This window comes from Methylobacterium sp. 1A (genome assembly GCF_058072805.1).
In genome coordinates this window covers 3,679,721-3,696,585 of record NZ_JBYQVE010000001.1, presented here as the reverse complement: position 1 = coordinate 3,696,585, position 16,865 = coordinate 3,679,721, and the positions used below count along the sequence as shown (strand labels likewise).

The following is a 16,865-nucleotide window of genomic DNA, read 5'->3' as shown; positions in this document are numbered from 1 at the left end:
ATGCGGTTCGACACGCCTGCCGGGCAGAACTCCATCGACGGTCAGACCATCGTCGGGCAGCCCCATCGGCGCGTCGACGGCGCCCTGAAGGTCACCGGGACGGCGCCTTACGCCTACGAGCGGCACGATGCGGCGACCGATCCTGCCTATGGCTGGATCGTCGGCGCCACGATCGCCCGCGGTCGGGTGACGCGGATCGACGCCGCGGCCGCACGAAGGGCTTCGGGCGTCCTCGCGATCCTGACGACGCTCGAGCACGACTCCGCCCCGCCGGGGTTCCGGACGACCCTCCACCTGTTCGGCGGTGCCGAGGTACGCCACTATCATCAAGCCGTCGCGCTCGTCGTGGCAGAGACCTTCGAGGAGGCGCGCGCGGCCGCCCACCTCGTCCGCGTCGACTACGAAGCCGAGCCGGCGCGCTGCGATTTGGCGGCGGAGGCTGGCAAGGCCGAGCCGATCGCGGATCGCGACAATCCGGACTACCCCGTGGTCGATCGGATCGGGGCGTTCGAGGAAGCGCTCGCCGCCGCTCCCGTGATCCTGGACGAGATCTACACCACCCCCGACCAGACTCATGCGATGATGGAGCCGCACGCCACCACGGCCGCGTGGCGCGACGGCAAGCTGACGATCTGGACTTCGGCGCAGGTCGTTTCCTGGCACCGCAACAGCCTCGCGCAGGCGCTTGGCATCGCGAAGGAGGATCTGCGGCTGGACGCGCCGTTCATCGGCGGCGGGTTCGGATCGAAGCTCATAATGCGGAGCGACGCGCTCCTCTCGGCCCTCGGCGCCAGAGCCGTCGGACGCCCGTGCAAGGTCGCGCTGCAGCGTCCGCTGATCGCGAATAACGGCACGCGCCGCGCCGGCACGATCCAGCGCATCCGTCTCGGTGCGACTCATGACGGGCGGCTCACAGCGATCGGCCACCACAGCCTCAACGGAAATCTGTCCGGCGCCTACGCGGAGGCGGCGATCGCGCCGACACGGCTCATCTACGCGGCCCCGAACCGCGAGCTGTCCATGAGGCTCGCGACCCTCGATCTCGCCGAGGGCAACGACATGCGGGCTCCGGGTGAGGCCCCGGGCCTGATGGCGCTCGAGATCGCGATGGACGAGATGGCCGAGAAGCTAGGCATCGATCCCGTCGCCTTCCGGATTCGGAACGACACGCAGGTCGATCCGCGCAAGCCGCACCGGCAGTTCTCGGAGCGGCACCTGATCGAGTGCCTCCAACTCGGCGCGGACCGCTTCGGCTGGGCGCGCCGCAACCCGGTGCCCGGCGCTGTGGGCGATGGGTGCTGGCTCGTCGGCATGGGCATGGCGGCGGGCTTTCGCCAGAACCTCCTGATGCCGTCCGGTGCCCGCGTCCGGCTCGAGCAGGATGGCCGGCTGTCGGTCGAGACCGACATGACCGATATCGGGACCGGCAGCTACACCATCCTCGCCCAGACGGCTGCCGAGATGATGGGTGTGCCGATCGAGGCCGTGACGGTGCGGCTCGGCGACTCGGACTACCCCGAAGCCGCCGGGTCCGGCGGACAGTTCGGCGCGAACAACGCCACGTCCGGGCTCTACGCCGCTTGCGTGGCGCTGCGGGCGAGCGTCGCGGCGCGGCTCGGCTTCAATGCCGAGGATGTGGCGTTCGCGGACGGGAGGGTCACGGCTGGCAGTCGGAGCGTACCTCTCCGCGACGCCGTTGAGACCGGACCACTGACCGCCGAGGACCGGATCACCTACGGCGACCTCGACAAGGAGTTCGTCCAGGCCACCTTCGGGGCGCAGTTCGCCGAAGTCGCCGTGAACCGGTTCACCGGGGAGATGCGCGTCCGCCGCATGCTCGCGGTCATCGATGCCGGCCGGGTGCTCAATCCGCTCACGGCGCGAAGCCAGGTGATCGGCGCCATGACGATGGGGGTAGGGTCGGCGCTCATGGAGGCGCTCGTCGTCGACACGCGCCACGGCTTCTTCATCAACCACGACCTCGGCGGCTACGAGGTGCCGGTCCATGCCGACATCCCGCACCTCGACGTCGTCTTCCTCGACCATCCGGACCCGGTCTCGTCCCCGATGAAGGCCAAGGGCATCGGCGAGATCGGCTTGTGCGGGGCGGCCGCGGCGGTGGCGAACGCCGTCTACAACGCCACCGGCATCCGCGTCCGCGACTATCCCATCACCCTCGACAAGCTGCTCGACCGGCTGCCGCGCGCGGCCTGATTCTTCACCTGCGGAGAGAGAGATGGCCTATCATCCCGTTCCCGTGACGCATGTCGGCCTGACCGTCACCGACATCCGCGCAGCGACCGAGTGGTACACCAAGGCCTTCAGCTGCCGGCACATCATCGGGCCCCTGCACGTCAGGCACGACGGCTCGCATATCGGCGAGGTGTTCAAGGGGATCTTCGGTGATCGGTTCGAGGAGGGATACGTGTCCCACCTCGCCACCGCGAACGGGGTGGGGATCGAACTCTTCGAGTTCGTCACACCGAAGTCGGAAGCCGTCGACGACAACTTCCGCTACTGGAAGACCGGCGTGTTCCACTTCTGCTTGGTCGACCCCGACGTCGAGGGCCTCGCGCGGCGGATCGCCGAGATGGGCGGCAAGCAGCGCTCGAAGGTCTGGACACTGTTCGAGGGAGAGCCGTTCAAGGCGGTCTACTGCGAGGATCCCTGGGGCAACCTGATCGAGATCTACTCGCACTCGACGGAGCTCATGTACGCCAACCGGAGCGCGACGGCCGCCCGGGCGGAGTGAGAGGCGAGACTTGCAAACGCAGCGGTCGGATTCCCAATGCCGGGCAACGCGCGCGTCTGCAACCTGTGAGGCAAGGAGAGATCCCGCACATGCCGACGACCGCAGATCGTGATCTGTTTTCTCCAACGAAGATCGGTGCCATCGACGTCGCCAACCGCGTCGCCATGGCACCGCTCACGCGCTCGCGTGCCGGCATGGACGGCGTCCATTCGGATCTCGCCGTCGCGTACTATCGGCAGCGCGCATCGGCCGGCCTCATCATCACCGAGGCGACCAACATCTCACGGCAGGGCCGGGGCTATGCCTTCACGCCGGGCATCTACACGGAGGTGCAGGCCGAGGCATGGTCGCGTGTGACCTCGGCCGTGCACGAGGCAGGCGGCCGGATCGTCTGCCAGCTCTGGCATGTCGGGCGCATGTCGCATGTCAGCCTCCAGGAGAATGGCGAGGCGCCCGTGTCGGCTTCGGCCATCCAGGCCGGTGAGCTCGTCTTCCTCGAGAGCCGCACGCAGGCACCTCCATCCATGCCGCGCGCGCTCCGAACTGACGAGATTCCCGATCTGATCGGCGACTATCGGCGCGCCGCGTTCCTCGCCATGCAGGCGGGCTTCGACGGGATCGAGGTGCATTCCGCGAACTGCTACCTGCTCGATCAATTCATCCGCGACAGCACGAACCGGAGGACAGATCGCTACGGCGGCTCGGTCGAGAACCGCACGCGGCTTGCCGTTGAGGTCGTAGAGGCGGTCGCGGAGGTGTGGGGTGCCGACCGCGTCGGCCTGAGGCTCTCGCCGATGACGCGGGCTGTCGGTGATACCCCGCTCGACAGCGACCCGCAGGCAACCTACGGCTATCTCGCTCGGAGGCTTGGGGAGCTGGGACTGGCCTATCTCCACTGCGTCGAGGGGCAGACGCGCGGGCCGAACGGGTCGTCCGCGTTCGACTACAAGGCGCTGCACGCCGCTTTCGGTGGGGCCTACATCGCCAATAACGGCTACGACCGGCAGCTCGCCATCGAGGCGATCGCCTCCGGCTACGCCGACATGATCGCCTTCGGTCGCTCCTTCATCGGGAATCCCGATTTGGTCGAGCGGCTGCGCCGCAACGCCCCTCTCGCGGAGGCCGATCAGGCGACGTTCTATGGCGGGGGAGCCGAGGGTTATACCGATTATCCGACCTTGGACGTTTCAGGGAACGCATAAAGGAGAGAGCCTGTTGAGCGCCGATCCGCTGCCCTCGCCGCACATCGGCTCATGGGCGGCGGCGTCAGGCCAGGGAGACCGGCCGGCCCGCATCGCTGCCAAGTCCCCCCCGACCAGCACGGCGCGCCCGCGCAGCCCTGAGATCGGGCGTGTTGAGCCCTTCGTCGAAGCCGCCGAGGACGGCGGCGAGGGCTGCCGGGCCACCATACCGGTCATCCAGCGCGGCGAGGCTCGTCGCGGCCCGTAGGCGCCATATCGCCGCTCCCTGGCTGCCGGCCAGATCGATCGCTTGCAGGAAGTGCCGCGCCGCGTCCGCCTCGCCGGCGACGCCGGTGGAGGCGAGGAGGATCTCGCCCTTGATGCGCAGCAGTTCCGGCTGGCACCAGAGTTCGCCGCCGTGCTCGGAGGCGGCGAGCGCGTCGTCGATGCGAGCGAGCGCGTCCGGAAGGTGGCCATGCGCCGCGAGGCCGGACGCCAGCGAGCCGAGATAGGCCGGACGCCGCATCCGGAAGCCGATCTCCCCCATCTCGACGAGGGCATCCTCGAGGCGGTGCAGCCCGCCCGCATCGCCCCGGCTGAGGCTCACGATCGCTTCGAGGCAATCGGCGATGACCTGCCAGATGCGCATGGCGTGACGCGCGACGTGGTCCCCGAGGCGGGCGAGGCCGCGCTCGGCTTCGTCGAGATCGCCGCCATGGAGCGCAATCGGGATCACCGTGTGCGCCAAGGCATTCGTAAGGGCGAAGGCCTGGCCGTTGGCTTCGGCCTCGACGAGCGCGCGCCGCGCCGCCGCGACGGCGTGATCCGGCCGTCCCTGGAGCCACAGGACGTTCGCGAGGGTGCCGCGTGCCGCGATCAAGCCGTGATCCTCCAGCCGCCGGCCGGGACTGTCACGGCGGGCCGCACGGGCCAGCAGGCGCTCCGCTGCCTCGCGAGCCTCGTCGAGACGGCCGAGATAGCGGAGCGCGGTGGCGGCGGGCCTGTCGACGGCCGCGCCGGCCGCGCGATCGCCGCTGGCGGCCGCCAGCGTCCTGATGCGCTCCGTCAGGGCGAACGAGGCGCCGTGGTCCCCAACCCAGGTCTGGAAGTCGCACAAGCCCCAGAGCGCCCGCAACTGGCCATCGCGGTCGGACAGCCGTTCGGCGCGGGCGAGCGCCCCGCTCCACAACTCCGCAATCCGCGCCGTCGGACCCTCGACCTGCAGCAGGGCCGCAGCGAGCGACGCCCGCAGCGTGATCTCGTACCGGTCTTCCGGACCGTCGGCGGGGGCGGCCGACGCGAGCGCCCACTCGCTCGCCTCGATCCGTTCCTGGAGCAGCGCGAGCGTGTCCCACACCACGAGCGCCTCGGCTGCCAGCGTTCGACCGAGGACGGGATCGCGCCGGTCGGTTAGGCACCAGTCGAGTGCGGCGCGGACGTTTTGGACGAGCGCGACCAACTCCTCGCGCGGGTCGGATGCCGCCTTCGCGCTCCTGCGCGCCGAGACGTCGCGACATTGCGCGACACAAAACTCCGCGTGCCGCCGACGGACCGCATCATCCTCGCCACTCTCGGCGAGGCGCTGCAATCCGTAGGCCCGCGTCGTGTCGAGAAGCTGGTACCGGGCCGACCACCCAGGAATAGCGACAATCAGCGACTTGGCGACGAGATCGGCCAAGTGGCCGATGCACGCATGCTCGGCCTCCCCAGCAGAACGGCCGATCGCGAGCGCGGCGTCGAGCGGGAAGACGCCGTGAAAGACGGACAGCCGTCGAAACAGGGTCTGCTCTCCCTGCGACAGCAGTCCGTAGCTCCAGTCCAAGGTCGCGGTCAGGCCACGGTGCCGGGGATGACCTGCCCGTCGGCCGTCGTCCAGAAGGTCCAGGCGCTCGTTCAGCAGACGGAGGAGGCCGCGAAGTCCAAACGCCCCGACCCGCGTCGCGGCAAGTTCCAGCGCCAGCGGCAACCCGTCGAGGCGGCGACAGATCTCGACGACGGCCCACGCATCGTCGTCCTCGAGGCTGAAGTCTGGAGCAGCGGCCGAGGCGCGCGCGACGAACAGCGCCACGGCCGGGAAAGTCAGAACATCCTTCGCGTTGAGCGTCCCGAACGCTGTCGGAGCCGGCAGGGGTTGGAGGCGATGCACGGTCTCGTGCGCCATCCGGAGCGGCTCCCGGCTCGTGGCCAATACGTGAGTTCCGGGCGCGGCGGTCGCGAGCATGGTGGCCAGCCGGGCCGCCTGATCGAGGGCGTTCTCACAACAATCGAGGACGAGCAGGCACTGCCGATCCGCCAGGGCAGTCGCCAGTGCAGCCTGTGGATCGTCTGCATGGATTGCGATGCGCATTTCCTGAGCGAACGCGCTCGCGAGATAGCGGTCGCTGTCGATGACGCACAGATCGACCATCCAGACCCCGTCCGGGAACTGCCCGACGAGAGCGTGCCCCACCGTCACGGCCAGGCTGGTTTTGCCGACGCCGCCGAGACCCGTGATCGTGACCAGCGGTCGCTGCAGCACCTTCGTCGCGATCACCGCGAGATCCTCGGATCGGCCGAGCAGGTCCGTCGGTTTCGGAAGGTTATGGCGCCGCGCTGCTGCCGAAATCGGCCAGGACATGACGTCGACGGGCGCGACGAAGCGGTACCCTTGTCCGCTCACCGTCGCGATGAAGCGCTTCTCCGGTTCCGCTCCTTCGAGTGCGCGCCGGATCGCCGCGATGTTGACCTTCAAATTGGACTCATCAACCGTCGTTCGCGGCCATGCGCGCTTGTGGAGATCCGCCTTGCTTACGACCTGACCTGCGCGTTCGACGAGCGCGGTCAGAATTTCCAAAGGTCGTCCCCCGAGCCTTACGACTTTTTCGGCTCGCCAAAGCCGCTGCTCGGACGGGCTCAATACGAAATCGTCGAAGATGTAGCGAACGGCTCTGCCTTCCCGCGTATCCATGCAGCTGTCGCTATCGCACTCCCGTTCGATCCCGGAGAGATGGCCTTGCTACGCTGTCGGTTGCAGCACCGCTAGCATGTCGTGGAGGCCTCAGCCATTCGTCCGGTCTGCTCATGCGGAAGCGTCGGGGTGGATGCCTCCGGCAATGGTCTTGCAAAATCTTCACTCCGGCTGATCGATGCCGGCAGGTGGCATCCACATCGACGTATCAGGAAAGAGCTTTCGGCGATCAGGTTGACTGGCTTGGATCGCCAGGAGCCCGTCCGATTTCCCAGCGAATGAGTTCAGAAGCGGCCGTTCCGCTTACGGCCAAGTCCAGCCCCACTGGTCTGTACCTCGGATGACCAGGGTGGGTGGTTTCCTGTCCTTCCGCTTTCGGGTGCAGAGAATAAAAGAGCGGACGTACGGGGTCGAGCAAAAGCTGGCCGTAAACAGGTCGTCCGCTTCGAGGCTTGGGAAAAGTGAGAGCGGACATTCGGCTCCATTTAGGAGAAGCAAGGCAAATGACCCAAATATTTTGATGATAAGGCCTAGTATCATCTAGAGCGTTTCGATTTAATCTGAATTATATTCCATAGCAGCGAAGAAATTGGCGCATTCATCGGGCGTGATGGTGTCGATGAGCCAGCCGATGGCGACCCATAGTCCTTCGACCGTGCGCTCAGCCGCCTTGCGCAGGAACGCCTTGAGCTTGGAGAAGGCCATCTCGATCGGGTTGAAGTCCGGCAGTAGGGCGGCAGGAACAGCAGCCGTACGCCCGCCGCTTCGATCGCTTCGCGGCCGGCCGGCCTCTTGTGGCTGCCGAGGTTGTCCATGACGACGACGTCTCCGAGGGCGAGTTCGGGCACGAGCACACGCGCGACGTAAGTCTGGAAGGCGTCGCGGTTGATCGGTCCGTCCAGCACGAACGGCGCGGCGATCCCGGACAGGCGCAGGCCCGCGACGAAGGTCGTGATCTTCCAATGGTCGTGCGGCACCGGAGAGCGCAGCCGCTCGCCGCGCGGGCAGCGTCCGCGGGTTCCCGCCATGTTGGTTGAGGTCGAGGTCTCGTCGAGGAACACGACGCGGGTGGGGTCGAGGTCGGGCTGGCCCTCGAACCCACGCCTCGCGGGCCGCCTTCACGTCCAGGCTGTCCTGCCCCGCGGCGTGGGCTGTCATTTTTGTAGGTCAAGCCGCGCGCATCGAGGAAGGCCCACAGAGTGCCGAGCCCGACCGTGAGGTCGCGCTCGTCCTTCAGGCGAGCGCGCATCTCCTCCAGGGTGATGTCGGTCCTCTCGGGGATCAGACCTCGCAGGTAGGCCTCGTGCGGGTCGAGCTTGGAGCGGCGCGCCCGCCCCGGGGACGGGGAGCCACCGTCCCGGTCGTCGTCAGTGCAGCCATCCAGCGGATCGCCGTGGCCACGCCGACCCCGAAGCGCGGCCGCCTGTCGACGCTACGTCGTCCCGGCCGCGTCGACGATGCGTTCGCCGAGGTCCTGGCTGGAGGGTCGGCCCATGTCTCGCTCCTTGTCTGGAGCTCGTCATGAATCAGCGTCACACCGCCGCGTGAACCCCACACACCCGATGCAGCTCAGACCGAAAACGCTCTAGCTCCGCCTCCTCGGCTTCAGTGTTGCGCTGCTTGGAAGCGGCCACCACCGTGGCGTCGACAATCTGCCCGCCCAACGCCAGGACACCGGCTTGCCGCAGGGCCGTATCGTAGACCGCGAACAGCACCTCGATCGCAGGCCGACCCGCGATCTCGGCCCGGGTAAGCGCCTCCCGGAAGGTCCAGATCGTGTTGGCGTCCGGCACCGGATCGGACAGCCCAGGCCCTAGGAAGCGCATTGAATCGCCCCGGGATTTTCGGAGGCTCCAACTCTTGAGAGACTGGAGCCATGACGAAGCATACCCCACCCTTTTCCCCTGAGGTTCGCGAGCGGGCAGTCCGGCTGGCCCGGGAGCATGAGAGCGAGCACGGTTCGCAATGGGCCGCGATCCAGTCGATCGCGGCCAAAATCGGTTGCTCTGGCGAAACGCTGCGCAAGTGGGTCCGTCAGGCCGAGCGCGACCGGGGCGTGCGGGCCGGACCGACGACGGATGAGCGCGAGCGGATCAAGGCGCTGGAGCGGGAGAACCGCGAGCTCCGGCAGGCCAACGAGATCCTCAGGAAGGCGAGCGCGTATTTTGCCCAGGCGGAGCTCGACCGCCGGTTCCGGTCATGATCGCCTTCATCGACGATCATCGTGCGCTCTACGGGGTCGAGCCGATCTGCAAGGTTCTGCCGATCGCCCCGTCGACGTACCACGCCCATGCCGCGCGACGAGCCGATCCCGGGAGGCTGTCGGCTCGAGCCAAGCGGGACGCGGCACTCATGGTCGAGATCCGGCGCGTGTACGAGGCAAACTTCCGGGTCTACGGCGTGCGCAAGGTCTGGCGGCAGCTCGCCCGCGAAGGGATCATTGTGGCGCGCTGCACGGTGGTCCGGCTGATGCGAACGATGGGCTTGGCTGGCGTCGTCCGGGGGCGGAGGGTTCGCACCACCGTTCCCGATCCGGCGGCGGCCTGCCCGCTCGACCGGGTCAATCGACAGTTCAGGGCCGAATGCCCGAACCGGCTATGGGTGGCGGATTTTACCTACATCGCCACCTGGGGCGGCTTCGTCTATGCGGCCTTCGTGATCGACGTCTTCGCCCGCCGGATCGTGGGCTGGCGTGTGTCGCGCTCGGCCCGGGCCGACTTCGTGCTCGATGCCTTGGAGCAGGCCCTGCACGAGCGCCGCCCCTTCGCCGGCAGCGGCCTCGTCTGTCACTCGGATCGCGGATCGCAATATGTGAGCATCCGCTACACCGAGCGCTTGGCCGAGGCGGGCGTCGAACCCTCCGTCGGCAGTGTTGGCGACTCGTACGATAACGCTCTCGCCGAGACGGTGATCGGCCTGTTCAAGGCGGAGGTCATCCATCGACGCGGGCCGTGGCGGTCCTTTGAGGCGGTCGAGTACGCCACGCTGGAATGGGTGGACTGGTTCAACCACCGTCGGCTGCTCGAACCAATCGGCCACATCCCTCCCGCCGAGGCGGAGGCACGCTATTATGCCCAGGCCGAGGTCCAAGCCTTGGCCGCCTGAGCCAAACCAAACGGCCTCCGGAAAACCCGGGGCGATTCACATGAACGAGAACCGACCCTTGATCAGGATCTTGGGTCACGCTCGTCCGACAGCGAGTGGCTGGCCTGAAAGACCAGCACCTTGAACATGAACACGAGGTCGAACGGTGGGCGACCGCCCTTCGACTCGTCCGAGCGCGGCACGGCACGGGCGAGGTCGTCCCGGAACAGCTCGCAAGACGATGTGGCTCAACCGCTCCAGCGCGCCTCACTCGAGCTCGATGACGTTCCGGGAGGACGGCTGGGCACTGCGCAGGGATGGCCCGCGGTTGCTGAGGAAATCGCCCGGCGGCGCGGTCGCGGGCTTCGCGGCGGGCGCGCCGCGCACGGACTGCGCCGGCTGTTCGGGGCGGTCGATCAAGGCCGGGTTCGCGACCGGCTGCAGCGGCGTGACGACGCGCCCCTCCGCCTGATCGAGGCAGCGCCGCAGGGCGCCGGGATCGGGTAACAGCGTGCAGTCGTTCACCGAGAGCGGGCTTGGCTGGGCGGGGGCCGCCGTCGCGCCCGCCGCGAGGAGCGCGAGCGCGCCGAAGGCGGTTCGCACCGCGCGTCCCCGCGTTAGCGGCCCGGGGCTCATGGCTGCGCCTGCCGGATCCGCGGATTGACCTGTCGGACCTCGATCTCGCTTGGCTCCGACGGCAGCAGCTTGCGCGGGGCGGCTGTCCCGGTGCGGGCGGCCTGCTGCTGCGCCTGGGGCGACACCGGCTGCGGCGCCAGCGCGCTGGCCCGGCCCTGCTGCGCCGGCTGCGCGGGCGCGTCCGCCTTGTCGAGCCGGCCGAGCCGCACCCGCACGTACTCGACCGACCGCTTGGCCGCGTCGAACCCGCACTCGTAGGTCACCCGCACCCACTCCTTGGCGGGACTGAGGAAGCGGATCGAGTCGCCGCGGTAGCGGACCACGGTGGCGCCGCCCTCGGGCGCCTCAGCCTGCTGGAAGATCTTGGCGAAGGGCCGGGAGACCCACTCGAAATCCGTCGGCGCCTGCGCCTCGATCCGCGGCGCGCAGATCTGCGAGGCGAGCTCGTTGTTGGCGCGCACGCAGGTGGCGTCGCAGCCCGGAGCGGCGGGGGCGGGCTGCCCCGTCCCGGGATTGGCAGTGTTGGCCTGCATCGGTGCGGGCTGTGCGGGCGCCGGTTGCGGCGGCCCGGGTGGCGCCGCGGATTGTGCGCCCGCCGACAGGATCCCGGCCGACCATACGGTCGCGGCGGCGAGCAGGATCTGCACGCGCGATGGGCCGCGCTGCCTCATCATAGCCTCCCAATCAACACACGGCGCGGACGGTTTCCGCCTCGCGAGGACATCGACCGCTCCGTCGACCAGGTGAACCCTCCGGCTCACGCAAGGGCGACGGCCGTTCGGTAGCGGCAGGGCTCACCCCCGAGGAATCGCGCCGCATACGACCATTCAGAACGGTCTTGCTTGTTCAATAGAATACCACTTTTGGCGATGACTGATGTGTCCAATTTAACACGCATATAGCGGCCCGGTCCTTCGGCGGCGAAAACTGCCTAATCCGGTTCTGGACACCGACTCCTGAGATCGTTAACGCGCCGTCTTAAATCATTGAGAGATTTCAGTTTTCTCCGCGTCGTTTAACAGACGACATCGCGACTTTGTCGTCCGAGATCTGATGAGAAATTCCGACAATTGTATTTTTTGTCTCAGCCGGCGCTTGACACTCGTCTTCGGCTTATGGATACGCTTAACAAGCCGTTAAAGCGCCGCGACGACAGAGCGACTGCGATGGCATAGATTGTGTTCAGAAGAGCACATAAAATACAAGAGGGAGTGTATCTATGTTGAAATCAGTTGTTCTGGCTTCCGTGGCTGTCGCCAGCCTGACCGCCTTCGCGACCGGTGCCTCGGCGCAGTCGAGCACCTCGCCGATTCTCGGCAACGGCACGACGGCGAACGAGTCTTTCGTGCTCCAGCGGGGCAACAACAACAATGCGACCGTTAACCAGACGGGCACGAATGTTAAGGCCGGATCTCTCACAAATCAGGTCGATTTGACGGCCTCCAAAATTACTGAAGGCGACGCAAATTATCAATTTCAATATGCCAGCACTGTTCTCCAGAACGGATCCGGCAACGGCCTTACCATCACACAGGCCGGAACGAACAACCAAGTCGTAACCACGAATGGCAACCTCGATCGGTACGATTTCTCATTCAATCCGAACAATGGCTCGTTCAGCGCCGGAGATGGAAATTCCGCGTCGGTGACCCAGAACGGCACGAATGGCCAGGCACAGTTCCAGCAGCGGGGCAATAGAAACCAAGCCACCATCACCGTGGACAGCAACGTCCAGAATACGTACGCCGGCATTTTCCAGGACGGAAATGACAACAAGGCGGGCATCTATCAGCACGATGGAAGCAAGGATGCCTACGCGGTCGTTCGCCAGGTCGGCAGCGGTAACGAAGGCTATATCGATCAGTACGGACAGACGAATTATGCTGCCCTTCTTCAGGTGGGCAACGGCAACTACGCGACTATCGGCCAGGCCGGAACGGCCGGTGTGGGCGCGTTTGGCTACCAGAACGGCAACGGCAACACTGGCGCAATCACCCAGTACGGCAGCTATTATTCCAACGCTGGCTTTGCTCAGATCGGCAACGGCAACACGGCGCGCATTACGCAACGGTAAGACTCAGGTCTCAAACCTGCTCTCGGCCTGAGAGCCATGGGAGGGGCGCTCTTACCAGGAGCGCCCCTCCCCCTGCTCGATACCGACACAAATCCAGCCGCGGCTGTGATGCCGATCATGCCCAGCTTCACCGTCGATCCCCCCGTTATCTGCCGCGTTGTCGAGAATCGCTCCGCCGACGTGGCTCGCCTGGGCCTCCGCATCGAAACGCCGCGCCGGACCGCAGGTCGATACAACCTAATCGTGCGCAAGATCGACCCAGCCGGCACCGCCACCATGCAGCAGGGCGGCGGCTTTGACCTCGCCGATGGCGACACCCGCGAGGTCGGAAAGCTGACCATCAGCGTCCGGCCGGACGGCCAGTTGAGTGTCGAGGCCTCCGTACACGTGGACGGCCGCAGAATCGATTGCGCCTACGACAGCACGCAGGATCTGTAACACGCCGTTCGAGCCCTGAAGAGCGGTCGGTCGGGCTACGTCACTTCCTGATGGGACGAGCGACCGCGGCTCCATTGACATCGCCTCATACGGAAGACAGCCGCATGGAGTCTCCATCCTCGAGCGGTGTGTCTAATTCACCACATATCAGTAGTAGTCACGTGTGGATAAGCCTTGTTACTGTACATCTGTGCGGGACATTGATTTAAGGTCGCCCAAAAGGGGCTAGGGAGGCAGATAATGCGCCGTACGCGTCGCAGCCGCGCTGCAGGTCGAGCGTTGTTCGTTGCCGTCCCGCTCGCCGTCGCGAGTGCGGCCGGCTCAGCTGCGGCGCAGGAGCGCGTCGCGATCGAGCAGATCCAGGCGGCCGCTCAGCGCCCCGCTGGCCCTCCCGGGCGGGCGATCCAGGAGAGCGACTACATCCTCGGCAATCAGTCTGGCATCCTGCTGCTTAACCCGAGCGGCCCGCCCCAGTCGGCGCAGGCCAACCAGGCCCGCGCCCTGCAGATCGGTTCGGGCAATACGGGCACGATCGACATGTCGGGCTACGCGAACGTGGCGGTCCAGAACGTGATCGGCTCGCGCAACACGGTGACACAGCAGCAGGCCGGATCCTACAACCAGTCGGCCGTATCGGTCTTCGGCCAGTCCAACACGATCGGGACCCAGCAAGACGGCAGCGGCGCGGCGGCGACCATCACGGTCCGCGGCGACAACAACGCCATCTCGGCGCAGCAGCAGGGGACCAACCCCACGCCGATCAGCATCACGCGGGTCGGCAACGGCCCCAGCGTCTCGGTCACCCAGAGGTAGTCCCATGCGCCAGTCCGGTCTCCTCGGGCCGCTCGTCTGCGGCTGCGCTCTCCTCGCCGTCGTGGGCGCCCAGGCGGGCAGCCTTGTCTACCAGCCGGTCAACCCGTCCTTCGGAGGAAGTCCGCTGAACGGCTCCTGGCTGCAGGCCCAGGCTGCGGCCCAGAACGACGCGCAGCGGTCGGCCCAGCGCGACCAGCAGCTGTTCTCGGCCAATCAGAGCGCCGCCAACACCAAGACTCCGGGCCAGATCTTCGCCCAGCAATTGCAGACGCAGATCTACAGCTCGCTGGCCAACCAGATCACCCAGGCGCTCTTCGGCGAGAACGCCCAGCAGAGCGGTAGCTACAGCTTCGGCGGATCGCAGGTGACCTTCCAGCGCCTGGGCGGCAATATCCAGCTCCAGATCTTCGACGGCCAGTCGACCACCACCATCGTCGTCCCTGCGACCGCGGCCGTGGGCGGCTCGAGTGGCGCGACACCGCTCTTGGGCGCGCCCTGAGCGCGGCGCGCAGCGATGATTGTCGAGCATCGAAGGCGGAGCCGGCTCCGGCCTCTCGTCGCCCGCCCCGGCGGGCGCGCGGGAGGCCGGAGCGCCGAAGCGGAACGGAGACGGGGTGGCCCGTGCGTAGCATTCTGAAGAGCTTGGCCGCCGCCGCGCTGCTCTGCGCGGGCTTGGCCGCCTGCGCCCCGTGGGAGCGCGAGCTGCTCGCGCAGGCGCCCGTGGTCACGCCGCCTTCCCCCACCGATCTCAATCTCGAGACGCTGCCGCCGCCGACCCGCAAGATCGACATCGCGATCTACAATTTCCCGGACCTGACCGGCCAGAATAAGCCGAACGACAACATCGCCGAGTATTCCCGCGCCGTCACCCAGGGCGGCGGCGCCTTCGTGGTCGACGCGCTGCGGCGCGCCGGGCGGGGCCAATGGTTCTCGGTGGTCGAGCGCACCGGCCTCGCCAACCTGCTGCAGGAGCGGCAGCTGATCCGGGCGACCCGCCAGGAATTCGAGGGCACGGACGCGAAGCCGCTGCCGCCGATCCGCTTCGCGGGCCTGATCGTCGAGGGCGGCATCATCGGCTACGACGCCAACACGGTCACGGGCGGCGCCGGCGCCAACCTCCTGGGTATCGGCGGCGACACCAAGTACCGGCGCGACGAGGTGACGGTGGCGATGCGCATCGTCTCCGTGCAGAGCGGCGAGGTGCTCAACAGCGTCACGGTGACGAAGACGATCTACTCGGTCGCCCTCAACGCCAACGCCTACCGCTACGTCGCGGTGGCCAAGCTGCTCCAGGTCGAGGCGGGCTTGACCCGGAACGAGCCGACCCAGATGGCAGTGCGCGAGGCGATCGACCTCGCCGTCTACGCGACGATCATTGAGGGCAGCCGCAAGAAGCTGTGGCGCTTCCGCGACCCGGTGCTCGGCACCCGTCTCGTCGGCGAGTATCTCGCTCGCGATCGGCCGACGCCCCTTGAGGTTCCGGGACCGACGGTGGCGGCGGGCCCGCTGGTGGTGAAGTCCTGATCGGCCATGAGCCTGCCCGTCGCACCGACGCACATGTTCGGCCGCCGCCGGAAGGGCGTGCGAGGCACGCTGGCCCTCTGCCTCGTCGTGTCCGGCGCCCTGACGCCGGTGATCGCCTCGCGAGCCTCCAGCACGGCCCGGAGCCCGGCGGTCCCGGAGGTCGCCGCCCTCACGCCCTTCGCGCCGATCGCGGCGCCGCCGCCGCTCGGACTGCCGGACGGGCACGCGGACGGACCGGCGTCACCGATCATCGCGCCGGTGAACGCCGACCTGATGATTCTGGGCCGCGGCGCGTTCCGGCCGATCGAGGCGACCGCCCTGCTGTTCCCGCAGGCCGGGGACGGGATGCACGCCCTGATCATCGCCGCGGCCGCCGCCAACGGCCTGCCCGGCGACTTCTTCCTGCGCCTGCTGCGCCAGGAGAGCGGCCTCAATCCCAACGCCGTGAGCCCAGTGGGGGCGCTCGGCATCGCCCAGTTCATGCCGGGAACCGCCGCGGAGCGCGGCCTGCGCAACCCGTTCGATCCGCTGGAGGCAATCCCGAAATCAGCCGAGCTGCTGCGGGAACACAGGGTGCGCTTCGGCAATCTCGGATTGGCCGCGGCGGCCTACAATGCCGGGCCGCAGCGGGTGCGCAGTTGGCTCGAGGGTCGCTCGGGCATGCCCACCGAGACGCGCGACTACGTGGTCCGGATCACCGGCCGCACCGTCGAGGAATGGGCGGCGGAGAGCGGCCGGTCCTTCCTGAGCGCCCCGTCGCTCTTCTCGAACCCTCGCGGTTTCGGCCCGGTCGCGGGCTGGGCCGCCGATCCCACGGCGCGCCCTTCGCCCGTGTTCGAGGCGCGACCGGTCACGCGCAGCATGGCGGCTGCGAGCGACCGGTCAGCCAAGCGGGGGGCTAGGCGCCTGTCGGCTCAGTCGCAGCAACCGCGATCCGAGCAGGCCCTCTGTGCGGTCCTGAACGGGCAGGGACGCACCTGTCTGGTCCAGGCGGTCTACTGAGGCGGCGCCAGCTGCTCGACCTGGACGGCCTGGGCCGGTGTGGCCGGCCGGCGACTCTGCCGAAGCTTGCGCCGCTTCCCGCGCCGGGACACGCCGGTCGCCGGGATCGGGCCCGCCGCGTCGAGCAGGGATTGGTCGATCACGGGCGACTGCTGGAAGGCCGCCGGCCGCGGGCCGGGCGCGAGGCGCTGGCCTTCGTAGAGCTCGATGCAATCGCGGAGCGCCGTCGGGTCGCGGATGAAGGTACAGTCGTTGACGTTCGGGACGGGGGCACCTTGTGCCAGGACGCCCGTGGCGCACCAGAAGGATGCGACGCCGAGCACGACCACCCTCAATCTCGATCCCGGCATGACGAACCTCGCGGGCGTGCAGGCGAGGCGCCACACCGGCCCGAACCCACATTCATTGACACCT

General features: G+C 67.6%; 14 protein-coding genes, 3 pseudogenes and 1 other annotated feature. Of the genes and pseudogenes, 10 read left to right on the top strand and 7 right to left on the bottom strand.

Annotated elements, in window-relative coordinates; all coding sequences use genetic code 11:
- The 3 genes from paoC (at position 1) to ACX9MN_RS17840 (ending at position 3,954) form a co-directional block, all read left to right on the top strand.
- Positions 1-2,214, top strand: a complete 2,214-nt coding sequence (gene paoC, locus ACX9MN_RS17850) for an aldehyde oxidoreductase molybdenum-binding subunit PaoC (RefSeq protein ID WP_020096132.1) — start codon at positions 1-3, stop codon at positions 2,212-2,214.
- Positions 2,215-2,236: 22 nt separating this feature from the next.
- Entirely contained in the window at positions 2,237-2,752 is a 516-nt protein-coding gene (locus tag ACX9MN_RS17845; RefSeq protein ID WP_020096133.1) for a VOC family protein, read from the top strand.
- A gap of 89 nt (positions 2,753-2,841) precedes the next feature.
- On the top strand, positions 2,842-3,954 hold the full coding sequence (locus ACX9MN_RS17840; protein WP_020096134.1) for an alkene reductase: 1,113 nt from the start codon (positions 2,842-2,844) through the stop codon (positions 3,952-3,954).
- A 64-nt stretch (positions 3,955-4,018) separates the two neighbouring features.
- Here ACX9MN_RS17840 and ACX9MN_RS17835 read toward each other — a convergent pair whose 3' ends face one another.
- From ACX9MN_RS17835 to ACX9MN_RS17825, 3 genes and pseudogenes are all read right to left on the bottom strand, one after another.
- Positions 4,019-6,880, bottom strand: coding sequence for an ATP-binding protein (locus tag ACX9MN_RS17835; protein WP_081636574.1), 2,862 nt, complete (start codon positions 6,878-6,880; stop codon positions 4,019-4,021).
- 555 nt (positions 6,881-7,435) lie between these two features.
- A pseudogene (locus ACX9MN_RS17830) lies at positions 7,436-8,375 on the bottom strand (IS630 family transposase).
- An 88-nt stretch (positions 8,376-8,463) separates the two neighbouring features.
- Positions 8,464-8,718 (bottom strand): annotated as a pseudogene (locus tag ACX9MN_RS17825) (IS5/IS1182 family transposase); the annotation flags it as partial.
- A gap of 38 nt (positions 8,719-8,756) precedes the next feature.
- Here ACX9MN_RS17825 and ACX9MN_RS17820 point away from each other — a divergent pair.
- Positions 8,757-9,985, top strand: a protein-coding gene (locus ACX9MN_RS17820) for an IS3 family transposase (RefSeq protein WP_091713013.1) whose coding sequence is annotated in 2 segments (ribosomal slippage) — positions 8,757-9,045 and positions 9,045-9,985 — 1,230 coding nt in all. Because the reading frame shifts where the segments join, the coding sequence is not laid out codon by codon here.
- Positions 9,038-9,154: a sequence feature (AL1L pseudoknot), on the top strand. Its footprint overlaps the gene before it by 117 nt.
- Before the next feature lie 39 nt (positions 9,986-10,024).
- On the opposite strand, the pseudogene ACX9MN_RS17815 reads toward ACX9MN_RS17820, so the two are convergent.
- From ACX9MN_RS17815 to ACX9MN_RS17805, 3 genes and pseudogenes are all read right to left on the bottom strand, one after another.
- Positions 10,025-10,228, bottom strand: a pseudogene (locus ACX9MN_RS17815) (transposase); the annotation flags it as partial.
- Between the two features lie 3 nt (positions 10,229-10,231).
- Entirely contained in the window at positions 10,232-10,567 is a 336-nt protein-coding gene (locus tag ACX9MN_RS17810; RefSeq protein ID WP_020096501.1) for a hypothetical protein, read from the bottom strand.
- A gap of 29 nt (positions 10,568-10,596) precedes the next feature.
- On the bottom strand, positions 10,597-11,133 hold the full coding sequence (locus ACX9MN_RS17805; RefSeq protein WP_234080783.1) for a hypothetical protein: 537 nt from the start codon (positions 11,131-11,133) through the stop codon (positions 10,597-10,599).
- A 686-nt stretch (positions 11,134-11,819) separates the two neighbouring features.
- On the opposite strand from ACX9MN_RS17805, the gene ACX9MN_RS17800 reads away from it, so the two are divergent.
- The 6 genes from ACX9MN_RS17800 (at position 11,820) to ACX9MN_RS17775 (ending at position 16,451) form a co-directional block, all read left to right on the top strand.
- A complete protein-coding gene (locus ACX9MN_RS17800; RefSeq protein ID WP_081636610.1) occupies positions 11,820-12,674 on the top strand; it encodes a hypothetical protein in 855 nt (284 codons plus the stop codon).
- 117 nt (positions 12,675-12,791) lie between these two features.
- Positions 12,792-13,112: a curli-like amyloid fiber formation chaperone CsgH gene (gene csgH, locus ACX9MN_RS17795; protein ID WP_139257071.1), complete on the top strand. Its 321-nt coding sequence runs from the start codon at positions 12,792-12,794 to the stop codon at positions 13,110-13,112.
- A 279-nt stretch (positions 13,113-13,391) separates the two neighbouring features.
- The gene (locus ACX9MN_RS17790; protein WP_020096497.1) at positions 13,392-13,925 is read left to right on the top strand and encodes a hypothetical protein; all 534 of its coding nucleotides are present in this window, start codon (positions 13,392-13,394) and stop codon (positions 13,923-13,925) included.
- A gap of 4 nt (positions 13,926-13,929) precedes the next feature.
- Complete coding sequence (locus ACX9MN_RS17785; protein WP_020096496.1) at positions 13,930-14,424, top strand: curli assembly protein CsgF; 495 nt, start codon at positions 13,930-13,932, stop codon at positions 14,422-14,424.
- Between the two features lie 122 nt (positions 14,425-14,546).
- Positions 14,547-15,449 (top strand): CsgG/HfaB family protein, encoded by a 903-nt coding sequence (locus ACX9MN_RS17780; RefSeq protein ID WP_331326875.1) that lies wholly within the window; start codon positions 14,547-14,549, stop codon positions 15,447-15,449.
- A gap of 6 nt (positions 15,450-15,455) precedes the next feature.
- Positions 15,456-16,451, top strand: coding sequence for a transglycosylase SLT domain-containing protein (locus tag ACX9MN_RS17775; protein ID WP_331326876.1), 996 nt, complete (start codon positions 15,456-15,458; stop codon positions 16,449-16,451).
- Here ACX9MN_RS17775 and ACX9MN_RS17770 read toward each other — a convergent pair.
- Positions 16,445-16,801: a hypothetical protein gene (locus ACX9MN_RS17770; protein WP_043713697.1), complete on the bottom strand. Its 357-nt coding sequence runs from the start codon at positions 16,799-16,801 to the stop codon at positions 16,445-16,447. The two genes, ACX9MN_RS17775 and ACX9MN_RS17770, sit on opposite strands and share 7 nt — an antisense overlap.
- Positions 16,802-16,865: the final 64 nt, after the last annotated feature.

Coding starts and splice junctions, on each gene's coding strand:
- ACX9MN_RS17845 (WP_020096133.1), top strand. CDS start 2,237: ATGGCCTATCATCCCGTTCCCGTGACGCATGTCGGCCTGACCGTCACC.
- paoC (WP_020096132.1), top strand. CDS start 1: ATGCGGTTCGACACGCCTGCCGGGCAGAACTCCATCGACGGTCAGACC.
- ACX9MN_RS17840 (WP_020096134.1), top strand. CDS start 2,842: ATGCCGACGACCGCAGATCGTGATCTGTTTTCTCCAACGAAGATCGGT.
- ACX9MN_RS17800 (WP_081636610.1), top strand. CDS start 11,820: ATGTTGAAATCAGTTGTTCTGGCTTCCGTGGCTGTCGCCAGCCTGACC.
- ACX9MN_RS17805 (WP_234080783.1), bottom strand. CDS start 11,133: ATGCAGGCCAACACTGCCAATCCCGGGACGGGGCAGCCCGCCCCCGCC.
- csgH (WP_139257071.1), top strand. CDS start 12,792: ATGCCCAGCTTCACCGTCGATCCCCCCGTTATCTGCCGCGTTGTCGAG.
- ACX9MN_RS17835 (WP_081636574.1), bottom strand. CDS start 6,880: ATGGATACGCGGGAAGGCAGAGCCGTTCGCTACATCTTCGACGATTTC.
- ACX9MN_RS17775 (WP_331326876.1), top strand. CDS start 15,456: ATGAGCCTGCCCGTCGCACCGACGCACATGTTCGGCCGCCGCCGGAAG.
- ACX9MN_RS17770 (WP_043713697.1), bottom strand. CDS start 16,801: ATGCCGGGATCGAGATTGAGGGTGGTCGTGCTCGGCGTCGCATCCTTC.
- ACX9MN_RS17785 (WP_020096496.1), top strand. CDS start 13,930: ATGCGCCAGTCCGGTCTCCTCGGGCCGCTCGTCTGCGGCTGCGCTCTC.